The organism is Rossellomorea sp. KS-H15a, assembly GCF_024195245.1.
GTDB classification, from domain to species: domain Bacteria; phylum Bacillota; class Bacilli; order Bacillales; family Bacillaceae_B; genus Rossellomorea; species Rossellomorea vietnamensis.
The window spans coordinates 4267507-4279752 of sequence record NZ_CP096886.1 but is presented as its reverse complement, the minus strand read 5'-3'; the positions used below and the strand labels follow the sequence as shown (position 1 = coordinate 4279752).

Genomic DNA, 12246 nt, shown 5'->3' with positions numbered 1-12246 from the left:
GAACCTATGGCGCTTTCCCGCCAAGGTTCCCTTTCGATTTATATGATATTAGTAATAAGGATATGGCGAATAACCATAACCATAATAAGGAGGCGGATAGCCATACCCGTAACCATACCCATAACCTGGACTCAATAATGCAGCTCCTAATAATCCACCGGCAAGTCCTCCCACAAACGGACTGAAGCCGAATCCAAACCCTGGTCTTCCGAATCCTCCATAACCGAACCCCGGTCTCCCGAACCCACCAAATCCCGGTCTTCCGAAGCCTACCCGTCCGATTGGTCGGCGGTAATCACTATAGTCTACAAACGTTTCATTGCCTGTTTGAAAATCATTCATAGCATAAAACCTCCTCTCTATCTAGGTTATGAGTATTCGGTTTGAGTGGGATTGGTATAGGCGTCTACCCAGATAAAGAGATTTTATGAAAAAGTACCCAGTGGGCTGTCAGGAGAAGATTTGGATATCCATAGGATTCGGATTGGGTTCGATTGTTTTTATATCGAATCCATCGGCCCTGCATTTTCGAAATAAGAGTACACGCAAAGCGTATCAAGTGGAGGCCTTTTTTGATTGGGCGAGTGCTGAAATTATGGCTCCGATCGCCTGGATCCAGCTGCCTATGGCGTAAAGGTTTCCGCTGTCCCTATCGTTTAATTCCAGGATGACGGCTATGGCTTGAAGGGAGTTCCCGATGGCTTTCAAAAGGTTCCCGTATATTGAAAATAGTTCTTCTACTGTATGTTCTTCATTGAAGGAATCTGCCAGGGCAGTGGATGCCCCCAATGCCTGCACCAGGTTTCCCTTGATAATTAATTCCTGCTCGATAATGTCATTGGTACCCCTGACAATGCCTGCAATGACGATGAGGTTTCCAATGGCCTGAAGACCATTCCCCACTTTTGTCAAAGTGAATTCCTTGATGGCATCTGCACTAAGGGCGCTACCTGTTGCCTGAAGTTCATTTCCTATGAGATTAAAAGAATTGAGCGTTTCCCTTGGAATCCACTTAATGGGTGTACTCCCGATCGCGGCGATGACAGTCCCGGTAGCCGCAACCCATGCGCCAAACGTGGCTTTTTGCTCATTTCCCATAGTTGATCGCCTACTTTTTCGTTCTTAGATAGTGTATACATACCGGGGATTATTTGTTCATTCCCACCATCTCGAAGAAGGAAATGAATCTCCTTCCACCAGAAACGTTTCCCCGATTTTCGGCGTTACAATGGGAACATCCCGTTCTTCTCCGTATTTTGTGACACGTTCAATCGGATCTGTCCATGCATGGAAAGATAATGTGAAAGCCCCCCAATGGACGGGCAGCATCCATTTCCCATTCACGTCAATATGGGCTTGGACGGTTTCTTCAGGGAGCATATGAATCGGTGCCCATCTGGGGTCATACTGTCCGCATTCCATCAAGGTCAAATCGAACGGACCGTACTTCTCACCAATCTCTTTGAAATGTGGACCATACCCACTATCCCCACTGAAAAAGATGTTGGAGGAAATGCCGCTGATACACCATGAACACCATAAGGAAGCGTTCCGGTCATTCAGGCTTCTGCCGGAGAAGTGCCTGGCAGGAGTACATACGAGTGTAAGACCAGCCCATTCCTTTTCCTCCCACCAATCAAGTTCTACTATGTGATCGGGAAGGACACCCCAACGTTCCAAGTGGTTTCCTACTCCAATGGGAACGAAGAATTGCGTCACTTTGTTGCGGAGCTTTCGAATCGTTCCGTAATCAAGATGATCATAATGATCGTGAGAAAAAATCACAGCATCGATGGAAGGCAGTTCATCGAGTTGAAAGGGAAGCTCCTTGCTGTAGCGCTTTCCACCGATCCATGGAAAGGGGGAAGGGGATCTTCCGAACATGGGATCAAGGAGAAGTCTCTTTCCATCGATTTCAATCAAGGATGCGGAATGTCCGAACCACGTAATATTCGTCACGGGGTGGGGGTGGGAAATAGAAGGAAAGGCGACTCGTGGAATATCCTGTCCCGGTTTGCGATTAGCGTTTCGTTTGAAGAGGTCGAGAATCATTGAAAAGGATGAAGAAAAGCTGGCGCCCATGGAAGTGGGTAATGAATTTTGAAATGAACCTTGAGAATACTGGAGAGACGAGTTGACTCGCTCACGTGCAGGCTTTTTCCCAAATGCTGGGTAATACCTCACGATTATCATCCCTGTAAAAACTATGACTAAAAGCAATATAAGAGTGATAAACATGGAGATTCTCCTTTTCGTTCGATATCTTTTACTATCTCAAATTTGTAAGAGCCTGTCCAAAACGAAACCCGTGACATTTAAGAAATAATTAAGAATTACGTTAAGATTCCATAAGGTTTGTTATTTATACTGTTGATAATGGGAATTTGAGAAGATAGTATCTCGTGTCCTCCTTTTTAGACAGGGCAGCACCGGCATACACCTGCGTAAAAGGAAACCGATTCATCTTCGCCAGACAAAATCACTAGCGGTACAATGAATATATACAAAACCTTTGGCAGAGATGATCCCAATCAGAGGGATTGAAGGAAGGGGCATTTAAATGGCGAAAAAAGTTCTATTAGTGGATGACGAGGAAAATATTGTAGATGTATGTTCACGCTATCTTGTCCGGGAAGGGTATGAAGTTAGTGCTGCCTTTAACGGCAAAGAAGCACTTCAACAATATGCCGCCTTCCACCCGGACATTGTGATTCTCGACATCATGATGCCCGAAATGGATGGATGGGAGGTAGCTGAAAAAATAAGGGAGGACCATGACACTCCGATCATCATGCTGACGGCTCTTGGGCAAGAGAAGGACCGTATTTATGGACTTACCTTAGGAGCAGACGATTATATCACCAAGCCATTCAGTCCACGCGAGCTGCTGTTACGGGTTAAGAATGTTTTAAGAAGAACCCATTCTTCATCTGAAAGGAAAGAGGACATTCTCACATGGGATGGTTTGCTCATTGATCGTACTAGACGGAGAGTGATTGCAGGGAGAAACGAGGTTGAAATGACGGTAAAGGAGTTTGAACTGTTATCCTTACTGGCCAAACACCAATCTCAGGTGTTCTCAAAATCCCAACTGATCGAAACGTTGTGGGGATATGAGTATCTTGGTGATGCCAATACGATCAATGTCCATATTCGCAGGTTAAGAGAGAAGATCGAGGTTGATCCATCCGACCCCAAGTGGATTAAAACGGTGTGGGGAATAGGGTATAAATTCGAGGGGGGACAGCATGGTGAAGATTAGGACCCTCCTCATTTTAGCCAATACGATTTCCCTGATGGTGATCATGATCTTCCTCACCATATCATATGTCCAAATGTTTATTTCAACTGATATCATTATACTTCTCTTCTTTATTACATTGGGAGCGGGAGTTTTATCTTTTGCAGTCAATTTGATGATCACGAGCCCTTTATTAAATTCCGTGAAGCAAATGAGCAGAGAAGCAGGGAAGATGGCCAATGGTGACTTTAAGGTAAAGGTAACGGAGGCAGGACCTCAGGAAATCAAAGAGCTCGCTGCCAACTTTAATCACATGTCCACTAAGATAGAAGGGATGTTTGAGGAATTGAAGGAATCAGAAAAATTCAAGAGTGAGCTGATTGCCAATGTGTCGCATGATCTAAGGACACCCCTGTCATCCATCCATTCCTTTGTAGCTGCTTTGAATGATGACATAATCGAAGATCGGGAGACCCGGAAGCGATACTATGAAACGATCCTATCTGAAACGGAAAAATTAAGTCTATTGATAGGAGAAGTATTGGAATTTTCTCAATTGGAGAACAGAAAGCTGCCATGGAATCCACATCATACATCAATCGATCAGCTTCTGATTGACAGCCTTGGGCAATTCGAACGAAGAATACAGGAGAAAGGAATACAAGTAAAGGTCGAGTACGATGACAGCTTGCCTCTCATCCCTTTGATGCCTGTTCAAATCAAGAGGGTCATGACAAACCTTCTCCAAAATGCTCTTTCGTTCTCGCCCGATCAAACGGCTCTTACCATACGGACTGTGAAAAAAGGAGATAAAATAGAATTTTCCGTGACAGATCAAGGGAAGGGGATACCCATTGAAGAACAGACCTCCATTTTTGAACGATTTTACCGAGTGGAAAAGTCCCGTACTAAAGCGGGAGGAGGATCAGGGCTGGGACTCTCTATCAGCAAGGAAATCATTGAACTCCACTGTGGGGAAATGGGGGTTGAAAGTGATGGTCATTCTGGCAGCACCTTTTGGTTTCAATTACCTATAGAAAATAGTGAGGAGGAGAGGCAGTGAAGAAAATAATAATCGGAATCGGGTTGATACTCTTATTGGCTATTGGAGCCTTTTTCGGACCGAAACTGTATGCAAGTATGACCCAGAAATCGTTGGGAAGTGAAGCGGTGAAAACAGAGATGATCGATGAAGATCATGCACTCGCTACCTTTGCAGGGGGATGCTTCTGGTGCATGGAACCACCTTTTGAAAAACTGGATGGTGTATACTCGGTCATTTCAGGATATACAGGCGGAAAAGAACAAAATCCTACTTATGACGAGGTATCCTCCAAACAGACAGGTCACGTGGAAGCTGTTCAAATTGAGTACGATCCTGACGTGATCACTTATGAACAGTTACTAAAAGTCTTCTGGAGGCAGATTGACCCGACCGACGCAGGTGGACAGTTCGTAGACCGGGGACCTCAATATGTAAGCCGGATTTTCTACCACGATGAAGAACAAAAAAAGACTGCTCAACAGTCAAAAAATGAATTGGCTGACTCGGGACGATTTGAAGATAAAATTGTAACAGAGATTCAACCGGCCAAAACGTTTTACAAAGCAGAGGAGTACCATCAGGATTATTATAAGAAAAATAAATTAAGCTATAAATTTTACAGAAGCAATTCAGGCCGGGATGATTTTCTGGATGAGGCGTGGGGAGATGATCGCCATATAGAACTCCAGACCAATTCTCTTTATCCCTCTTTTACCGATGATGAGTTAAAAGAAAAATTGACGGATATCCAATACAAAGTCACTCAGGAAGATGCCACGGAGGAAGCTTTCAAGAATGAATATTGGGATAACAAGGGAGAGGGAATCTATGTGGATGTCGTCTCGGGTGAACCTCTATTCAGTTCGAAGGATAAATACAAAAGTGGAACAGGATGGCCAAGTTTCACGAAGCCCCTTGTGGAAGATAATATTGTAGAAGTAAAGGACCGGACTTTGTTCATGGTCAGGACGGAGGTCAGAAGTAAACACGCTGATTCACATTTGGGTCATGTGTTTGAAGATGGCCCTCAGCCAACAGGATTAAGATATTGCATGAACTCTGCAGCCCTTCGTTTTGTCCCGAAAGGTGAATTAGAAGAGCAGGGATACGGTGAGTTTGTGTCTCAGTTTGAAACAAAAGAGGAGGGGGCGTCATGAATTCATCCACCCCGTTGCAATCGACTTCCATTTTAGAAGAGCTGTCCGAGAGGCTCGTAAATTACTCAAAAAAAGAAGTCATCTTCCAGCCTTTTTCATTGGATAAGCATCTATATATGATTCATTCGGGAAAAATCAAGCTCTATAAGAACAGTGAGGATGGACGGAAAACCATCCTTATCGTTTTAGGAGAAGGCGAGATATTTAGCAATATCCCCAGTTTCAGTTTAGATGAAGAAGGGGTGTATGCAGAAACGATCGATCCGACAATTTTACATGTACTCTCTCACAAACGGGTGGAGAGTATGAAAGGCACACATTCACTGACCGTGACGGAATTATATTCAACTCTTAACCAACAAATGAAAATGCGAAATCTATTCATAGAACGGATCATGTATACCCCTGTAAAAGAAAGGATCCTTTTCCTTCTGTCCTTTCTAATGAAGCGATTCGGAGAAAAGCAGGGTAACCTGATTAAAATCAATGTGCACCTCACACACCAGGACATCGCAAGCTTTATTGGTTCGACCAGGGAAACCGTCACCAGCCTCACAAAAGAACTAATCAAAGAAGGCTACATCCAAAAAATCAATAGAAATTATCATATGGTGACAGGGACGGATCTTTCCTGAAGGTCCGTCCCCTCTTTCATCTATCCAATTTGACGATTTCTGCATCCGGGTTGGGACGGCCCGAGATAAGGTCCCGCAGGATGTGGGCTCCGAGCATGCTGTAGACAGTGCCGTTTCCGCCATAACCGAGCAGATAATAAACCCTGTCTTTGTCGGGATGTTTGCCGATATAGGGAAGGTTGTCCAGGGATTCCCCGAAGCTTGCCCCCCATGCATAGTCCATCTTGATCTTCAGGTCCGGAAACAGTTTCTGAACTTCTCTTTCGATCCGCTTTCCGCGTTTTTCGATTTTCTTCTCACTTTGAGGCGCCTCTGCAGGGTCTTCGTCTAACCCTCCGGCAATAATCCGGTTATCTACCGTCGTGCGCATGTATAAATATGGCCGCTTTGTCTCCCAGATGAGCGCTCTGTCATCCCATTGAGATAAGTCCTCTATCGGTTCTGTCGCAATGGCATAGGACCTGTTGATGTCTGAACCTATTTTCTTATTCAAGGGTGGCGTTTCATAGCCTGTTGCATGGATCAAATGCGTTGCTTCAATGATCCCATCAGGAGTATGGATATTTACACCTGTTGAATGTTCTTCTATATTTGTTGCTTCAAGATTTTCAAAGATCGTTGTTTGCTTTCCTTCTTTTAAATAATCAAATATCCCATTCACGAATTTGTATGGATTCACTTCTGCGTCACCATGTGTGATCAACGCGCCAGCCTTTGAAAAAGGCAAGCGGTCTTTCATCTCTTTACGAGACCAATACTCCACAGGGAAGCCGTGCTCTTTCAAGGTTTTATATTCTTTCTTTAACTTTGGAACATGTCGGGACGTGCTTGCATAGTAAATGCTTTTCCTGCGGATGAAATCTGGAGAAACCGGTAGATTCATCGCCACCTTCTCCAGATTCTCCACTGCTTCCATACATAAGGAATAAAAACGGACCGCTTTGTCTTCTCCGATCTGGTCCATCAATTCATGAAGCATGACGTCATTGGAAAACTGAAGCAGACCTGTATTGGCGGATGAACTGCCGGCAGCCAGCGTCCGTTTTTCAATGATGGCGACATTCAAGCCTTCCTGGACGAGTGAATAGGCGCATAATGCCCCTGACATGCCACCTCCAATGATGGCTGCATCATATTTTTGATCAAAATCTTCTTGTCTATTTTTTAATGTGGTCGGCCAATACAATTGACCATTGTGTAATTCCATCCTGGTGCCCCCATTGAGAAATGAATTTATTCCTATTCCATTCCCTTGAGGAGGGGAGATTAAAACATGTGAAATCGAAAAAAAGGATGGGCATTCATTTGCCCATCCTGATCCATTAAAATAATTCAGTATGCAATTCTACATCGATATTTCCGTTTGTTGCTTTGGAATAAGGACATACACCATGTGCTTTTTCCACCAGTTGTTTGGCTTTATCCAGTTCTACACCATTTACGGCAACTGAAAGGACAACGCCTAATTTAAAGCCTCCGTCTGTATCTTTACCGATTGACACTTCAGCCGTTACATTGGATTGGATTTTTTTCTTTTCCTGGCGGGCGACTAAGTTAAGAGCGCTGTCGAAACAAGCCGCATATCCAGCTGCAAATAGTTGTTCAGGGTTTGTTGCCCCATCTGCCCCGGAACCACCAAGTGATTTTGGCATGCCTAGAGCGACATCCAATACTCCGTCACTGCTTGTTACTTTTCCATCACGGCCACCTTTTGCCGTTGCTTTTGCTGTGTATAATGCATCCATTTCTTTCACTCCTCTTTATTGGTTGTGTGCAATTAAATATTACAAAACTAAATATAACGGATTTGAATCTAGTTGTCAACTATTTAATTGCACGCAATTTAATTTGATAAATGATACTTTTTTTTGTATGATAAACATGATTAGTATGTACAAGAAAGGAATCGACATGTATGAAGGATCCACTTTTATTGGAAAATCAAATTTGTTTTAAAATATATACAGCTGAGAGGGAGATCACGAAGCTTTACCGGAGCCTCCTGGAGGAAATCGGTGTCACGTATCCTCAATACTTGGCTTTGCTCGTGTTATGGGAAGAAAAAACGATATCCGTAAAGGAACTCGGCAGAAAGTTATTCCTGGACTCCGGCACATTGACACCCATGCTGAAAAGGATGGAAGCAAACGGACTGGTGGAGCGGAAGCGTTCGTCAGAGGATGAGAGAAGTGTCATCATCAGTCTTACGGATAAAGGACTGGAAATGAAGGAGAAAGCAGAATGTGTCCCGACCCGTTTATTGGATAGGCTTGAGATGAATGGTGACGAGCTCTCGAAATTGGATCAGACGTTGACGACGATCCTCAATAAACTGCAAAATGAAGTGAAGGGGTGACGTTGGTTGCCCCTTATTTTTATCGAGATCTTTCTTCCTCCTTCTCCCCCCGAAACGCCAACACTGAAGTCTTCAAAGAAGCGTAATTCCCAATCGCCGCATAACCGTAAAAAAAGCCCATGAATATACCCGTGACGGGATGTCCCCTGTGGCTGATGAAAATCGAGATGAAAAGCCCGAGCAAGACGGCAATATTCGGTACCAGAAAAGCCCGTGGTTTAAAGAAGACTTTGATTAGCTGGGTTAACAGGATAATGACGGGAATGGCGATGACGGCATCCCAGAAGTTTGTGTGAATCGTTGGGAAATCCATATAAAGCCTCCAATAAGGGTTTTGTTCATACTATTTCCTTATTGTGTGTGGATTAACAAAAAAAGATGACCCCTTAAGAGGGATCATCCATTTTGAATCGCGCGTTCCAGCGTTCTGCCTTCTCCAGTGCAGCCGTGTCGTTCACGATCTCACCAGGTTTGACGCCGGCACCGATCAGATAATCTGTGAATTCCATTTGGACAAACTCAAAAATGTAATTGAATTGCTGTACAAGGGGAAGTCCTTTTATGTTGGCCGAGCTTCCGCCGGTAATCAAGACGTACGCCTTTTTCTTCGTAAGCTCTTCTTTCAGGTTGAAGCGCTCGTCGCGCAAATACTGACTCCAACGGTCGAAGAAATTCTTCATCGGACCACTCATTCCATACCAATAGAGAGGTGTAGCGAATAATAATACGTCATGCTCTTCCATCATCCGGACCAGCTCTTCGTAATCATCCTCCACAGGGAGAAATCCTCCTTCAGCGTGACGAAGGTCTTCAATCGGTTCAATATGCAGATCGGCAAGGGAAACGATGGTATGGTCGGTACCTTCGACGATTTTCTTCGCAAGATATTCGGAGTTCCCGTTTTTTCGTGTGCTTCCTAAAAGGGCAAGTACTTTCATTGATGAACACTCCTTTATACATTTCATTATATTTAGCTTTAACAGCTAATGGGATTCTTAATGGTTAAGAGTATATCATTGATGGGGAGATTAAAGTTATCTATAATTATCGATACTAATGATTGTAATGGATGATAGGGGGGAGAAAAATGGATCTGAACTATTTTTATACATTTAAAGAAGTGGTTAAATGGGGGAGTTACACGAAGACCGGGGAGGAACTCGGATATGCCCAGTCCAGTGTGACGACCCAGATCAAGAAGCTGGAAGAGTATTATGGGATAAAATTATTTGAACGGGTCGGCGGGAAAATGAGGCTCACACAGTCAGGGGAAGAGCTTTACTACTACTTGGAAAAAGTAGTGTCCCTTCTGGATGAAGCGGAAGAACGGATCTCCCAGGAAAGCAATCTGCGGGGGACCTTGCGGATCGGGACCGTGGAATCCCTCGCAGCTTATTTCATCACGCCTTACATCAAAGAATTAAAAGGGAAGCATCCTGAATTAAAGATCCTCCTTGAATCCGGACTTTGTCCGAACTTAAAGGACGGCATCCTTGAAGGGAAGTACGATATGGCTATCCTTCTTGACCGTTTTTCAGAACATCCCGACTTAACGACGATTCCCATCCGGCAGGAGAAATTGGTCATGATTGCCCCCCCGGGTCACCGCTTGCATTCTCTGAAGAAAATGAACGTAAGGGAGCTTGAATCGGAAACCCTCATTTTAACGGAGAAAGGTTGTTCGTACCGGGTCTTATTGGAGAACCTTTTGAAAGAGAACGATGTGCAGGCGAAATCTGTCATTTCCTTCAGTAGTTTAGAAGCCATCAAACAATGTGTGGCCGACGACCTGGGTTTGGCCATCCTGCCTGAAATAGCCGTGCAAAAGGAGATTGAGAGTGGAAAGGTCGTTCAGATTCCATTTGATCATGAAAAAAGCCCTCTTTATACACAGATTATTTATCTAGAAAAAAAGTGGCTGACGCCTCCACTTACACAATTGATCGGAGCCTTGACTATTTAAAAATCAAAAATATTGATGAGCAAGATGAAAAACTATCAATAACTTTATGGGTCGAAAAGATGGTAAAATGAATGGATAATTCTTACGAAGAGGTGCTGAACATGAACACTTTTTTACAATACAATCCGACAAAGCTTTACTTTGGAAAGGATGAAGTGAAGCAGTTGTCTTCCATTTTGGACAAGGGACTGAAGGTCTTACTGGTCTATGGCGGAGGCAGCATCAAGAGAAATGGCGTTTACGATGATGTGATGGAAGAGTTGGGGCAAATAGATGCCAACGTATTTGAGTTAAAGGGAGTGGAACCCAATCCACGACTGACCACTGTCCGTAAAGGTGTCGATATCTGCAAAACAGAAGGCATTGACTTCATTCTGGCTGTAGGCGGCGGAAGTGTGATCGACTGCACAAAAGCGATATCGGCAGGAGCAAAGTACGAGGGGGACGTGTGGGAACTGATCACCGCCAAATCTCCGATCGAGGAAGCACTTCCCTTTGGAACGGTGCTGACTTTGGCTGCGACAGGTTCTGAAATGAACTCTGTGTCTGTGATTACGAACTGGGAGACGAATGATAAATTAGGTTGGGGCTCACAGCATGTGTTCCCGAAGTTTTCAATATTGGATCCTTCTTACACATTCTCTGTACCCCGCGATCAGACGATCTATGGGATCGTCGACAGCATGTCCCATGCCCTTGAACATTATTTCCATCGGACGGAAAATACGCCGATGATTGACGGGTTCATTGAGTCACTCTTGAGGACGGCAATTGCAACCGGTCCTAAGCTACTGGAGGATCTCGAGTCCTTCGAGCATAGGGAAACAATGATGTATATCAGTACGACGGCTTTCAATGGATCTCTTTCAAACGGGACCGACGGAGGGGATTGGGCCACCCACCGAATCGAGCATGCCATTTCGGCCATATACGATATTCCCCATGGCGGCGGTCTTGCGATTCTTTTCCCGAACTGGCTGGAGCATGTACTGGAAGAGGATCCATCCCGGGTCAAACAGCTTGCGGTAAATGTGTTCGGGGTCTCGCCTGAAGGCAAGGAAGATATCGACGTCGCACGTGAAGGGGCGAAAGCTCTGCGCGACTTCTGGAACTCCCTGGGGGCACCGGGCACACTTGCCGATTATGACATTGATGATAGTCAGTTCGATTCCATTGTGGAGAAGACGTTCATTAAGCCTGGCGTAGGTACGTATAAAGAAATGGACGGGGACAGTGTGAGGGATATATTGACAAGATCTCTTTGACCGAATCCCCCCATCGCACACGCTGCACGAAGACAAAAAAAGGACGAATCGACACACCGATTCGTCCTTTTTCATTCTTCTTGCCACCCCGGATGCTACCGTCTCCGGAATCCTTCTTCACGCAGATACAACGCTGCTTCATCATACCCGCCGAAGCTGTCCTCCAGATTGTCACCGGCATAAATGTTCCAGCGGTCATCTTCTTCAATCAGCATGAGGGAATGCCCTTCTGCATCTTTCCACAACTGCTCCACGGGAGGGGCGACTTCTTCTTCCGTTGCTAGATGATCAATGGAAGCACGGATGATGTCCCGCAGTTCGTCACGATTAAAATCCCGGATATTTACGAGTCCTTTTTGATTGGTTTCATATTCAGGCAGACTGCCTGTGTAAACAAAACCGTTCCCGTTCGGGTGCAGGTGATAGACGACGGTCGTTTTTTCATAGAGGCTGTCTTCAAAGTGGAAGTTCACCCGGTTCAGTGAAACGTCCTTTCGGGTAAGCTCGGGAAATTCTTCTATGAGTGTTAATTTATCTTCAAATGTCAGCAATGTAATTCCTCATTTCATTTTACGATTTTCCCA

General features: G+C 44.6%; 15 protein-coding genes. 7 read left to right on the top strand and 8 right to left on the bottom strand.

Translation table 11 applies throughout. The features are described from left to right. Positions 1-48 precede the first annotated feature (48 nt). From M1J35_RS22040 to M1J35_RS22030, 3 genes are all read right to left on the bottom strand, one after another. Entirely contained in the window at positions 49-342 is a 294-nt protein-coding gene (locus M1J35_RS22040; protein ID WP_224521988.1) for a hypothetical protein, read from the bottom strand. Positions 343-555: 213 nt separating this feature from the next. Next, a complete protein-coding gene (locus M1J35_RS22035; RefSeq protein WP_254652283.1) occupies positions 556-1098 on the bottom strand; it encodes a DUF6944 family repetitive protein in 543 nt (180 codons plus the stop codon). Between the two features lie 57 nt (positions 1099-1155). Then, a complete protein-coding gene (locus M1J35_RS22030; RefSeq protein ID WP_254653829.1) occupies positions 1156-2193 on the bottom strand; it encodes an MBL fold metallo-hydrolase in 1038 nt (345 codons plus the stop codon). A 367-nt stretch (positions 2194-2560) separates the two neighbouring features. Between M1J35_RS22030 and M1J35_RS22025 the strand changes: the two genes are divergently transcribed. Genes M1J35_RS22025 through M1J35_RS22010 form a run of 4 tightly spaced genes read left to right on the top strand, consistent with a single transcriptional unit; the run spans position 2561 to position 6078 of the window. Continuing rightward, positions 2561-3262 carry a response regulator transcription factor gene (locus M1J35_RS22025; RefSeq protein ID WP_224521990.1) on the top strand — a complete coding sequence of 234 codons (702 nt, stop codon included), beginning with the start codon at positions 2561-2563 and terminating at the stop codon, positions 3260-3262. Beyond that, positions 3249-4304: a sensor histidine kinase gene (locus M1J35_RS22020; protein WP_254652282.1), complete on the top strand. Its 1056-nt coding sequence runs from the start codon at positions 3249-3251 to the stop codon at positions 4302-4304. The genes M1J35_RS22025 and M1J35_RS22020 overlap by 14 nt, the downstream gene beginning before the upstream one ends. Beyond that, positions 4301-5443, top strand: coding sequence for a peptide-methionine (S)-S-oxide reductase MsrA (msrA, locus tag M1J35_RS22015; protein WP_371928697.1), 1143 nt, complete (start codon positions 4301-4303; stop codon positions 5441-5443). The genes M1J35_RS22020 and msrA overlap by 4 nt, the downstream gene beginning before the upstream one ends. Beyond that, the gene (locus M1J35_RS22010) at positions 5440-6078 is read left to right on the top strand and encodes a Crp/Fnr family transcriptional regulator (protein WP_229594731.1); all 639 of its coding nucleotides are present in this window, start codon (positions 5440-5442) and stop codon (positions 6076-6078) included. Before msrA ends, M1J35_RS22010 begins: the two co-directional genes overlap by 4 nt. A gap of 16 nt (positions 6079-6094) precedes the next feature. Here M1J35_RS22010 and M1J35_RS22005 read toward each other — a convergent pair whose 3' ends face one another. Further along, complete coding sequence (locus tag M1J35_RS22005; protein ID WP_254652281.1) at positions 6095-7285, bottom strand: NAD(P)/FAD-dependent oxidoreductase; 1191 nt, start codon at positions 7283-7285, stop codon at positions 6095-6097. 115 nt (positions 7286-7400) lie between these two features. After that, complete coding sequence (locus M1J35_RS22000; protein WP_254652280.1) at positions 7401-7823, bottom strand: organic hydroperoxide resistance protein; 423 nt, start codon at positions 7821-7823, stop codon at positions 7401-7403. A 170-nt stretch (positions 7824-7993) separates the two neighbouring features. On the opposite strand from M1J35_RS22000, the gene M1J35_RS21995 reads away from it, so the two are divergent. After that, entirely contained in the window at positions 7994-8434 is a 441-nt protein-coding gene (locus M1J35_RS21995) for a MarR family winged helix-turn-helix transcriptional regulator (RefSeq protein WP_034764107.1), read from the top strand. A 19-nt stretch (positions 8435-8453) separates the two neighbouring features. On the opposite strand, the gene M1J35_RS21990 is transcribed toward M1J35_RS21995, so the two are convergent. Both M1J35_RS21990 and M1J35_RS21985 read right to left on the bottom strand, forming a co-directional pair. Next, positions 8454-8747, bottom strand: coding sequence for a hypothetical protein (locus M1J35_RS21990; protein ID WP_034764106.1), 294 nt, complete (start codon positions 8745-8747; stop codon positions 8454-8456). 73 nt (positions 8748-8820) lie between these two features. Then, positions 8821-9372 carry a flavodoxin family protein gene (locus tag M1J35_RS21985; protein ID WP_254652279.1) on the bottom strand — a complete coding sequence of 184 codons (552 nt, stop codon included), beginning with the start codon at positions 9370-9372 and terminating at the stop codon, positions 8821-8823. Between the two features lie 149 nt (positions 9373-9521). Between M1J35_RS21985 and M1J35_RS21980 the strand changes: the two genes are divergently transcribed. Together M1J35_RS21980 and M1J35_RS21975 are read left to right on the top strand one after the other, a co-directional pair. Beyond that, positions 9522-10397: a LysR family transcriptional regulator gene (locus tag M1J35_RS21980; RefSeq protein WP_254652278.1), complete on the top strand. Its 876-nt coding sequence runs from the start codon at positions 9522-9524 to the stop codon at positions 10395-10397. A 101-nt stretch (positions 10398-10498) separates the two neighbouring features. Beyond that, on the top strand, positions 10499-11662 hold the full coding sequence (locus M1J35_RS21975; protein WP_254652277.1) for an iron-containing alcohol dehydrogenase: 1164 nt from the start codon (positions 10499-10501) through the stop codon (positions 11660-11662). Between the two features lie 95 nt (positions 11663-11757). Here the strand turns inward: M1J35_RS21975 and M1J35_RS21970 are convergent, their stop codons facing one another. Beyond that, positions 11758-12213: a hypothetical protein gene (locus M1J35_RS21970; protein ID WP_224521994.1), complete on the bottom strand. Its 456-nt coding sequence runs from the start codon at positions 12211-12213 to the stop codon at positions 11758-11760. Between the last annotated feature and the right edge of the window lie 33 nt (positions 12214-12246).

Excerpts from the sequence above, each read along its gene's own strand:
- M1J35_RS22020 (WP_254652282.1), top strand. The coding sequence starts at position 3,249 with ATGGTGAAGATTAGGACCCTCCTCATTTTAGCCAATACGATTTCCCTG.
- M1J35_RS21995 (WP_034764107.1), top strand. The coding sequence starts at position 7,994 with ATGAAGGATCCACTTTTATTGGAAAATCAAATTTGTTTTAAAATATAT.
- M1J35_RS21975 (WP_254652277.1), top strand. The coding sequence starts at position 10,499 with ATGAACACTTTTTTACAATACAATCCGACAAAGCTTTACTTTGGAAAG.
- M1J35_RS22040 (WP_224521988.1), bottom strand. The coding sequence starts at position 342 with ATGAATGATTTTCAAACAGGCAATGAAACGTTTGTAGACTATAGTGAT.
- M1J35_RS21990 (WP_034764106.1), bottom strand. The coding sequence starts at position 8,747 with ATGGATTTCCCAACGATTCACACAAACTTCTGGGATGCCGTCATCGCC.
- M1J35_RS21985 (WP_254652279.1), bottom strand. The coding sequence starts at position 9,372 with ATGAAAGTACTTGCCCTTTTAGGAAGCACACGAAAAAACGGGAACTCC.
- M1J35_RS22035 (WP_254652283.1), bottom strand. The coding sequence starts at position 1,098 with ATGGGAAATGAGCAAAAAGCCACGTTTGGCGCATGGGTTGCGGCTACC.
- M1J35_RS22000 (WP_254652280.1), bottom strand. The coding sequence starts at position 7,823 with ATGGATGCATTATACACAGCAAAAGCAACGGCAAAAGGTGGCCGTGAT.
- M1J35_RS22005 (WP_254652281.1), bottom strand. The coding sequence starts at position 7,285 with ATGGAATTACACAATGGTCAATTGTATTGGCCGACCACATTAAAAAAT.
- M1J35_RS22010 (WP_229594731.1), top strand. The coding sequence starts at position 5,440 with ATGAATTCATCCACCCCGTTGCAATCGACTTCCATTTTAGAAGAGCTG.
- M1J35_RS22030 (WP_254653829.1), bottom strand. The coding sequence starts at position 2,193 with ATGATAATCGTGAGGTATTACCCAGCATTTGGGAAAAAGCCTGCACGT.
- M1J35_RS21980 (WP_254652278.1), top strand. The coding sequence starts at position 9,522 with ATGGATCTGAACTATTTTTATACATTTAAAGAAGTGGTTAAATGGGGG.
- M1J35_RS22025 (WP_224521990.1), top strand. The coding sequence starts at position 2,561 with ATGGCGAAAAAAGTTCTATTAGTGGATGACGAGGAAAATATTGTAGAT.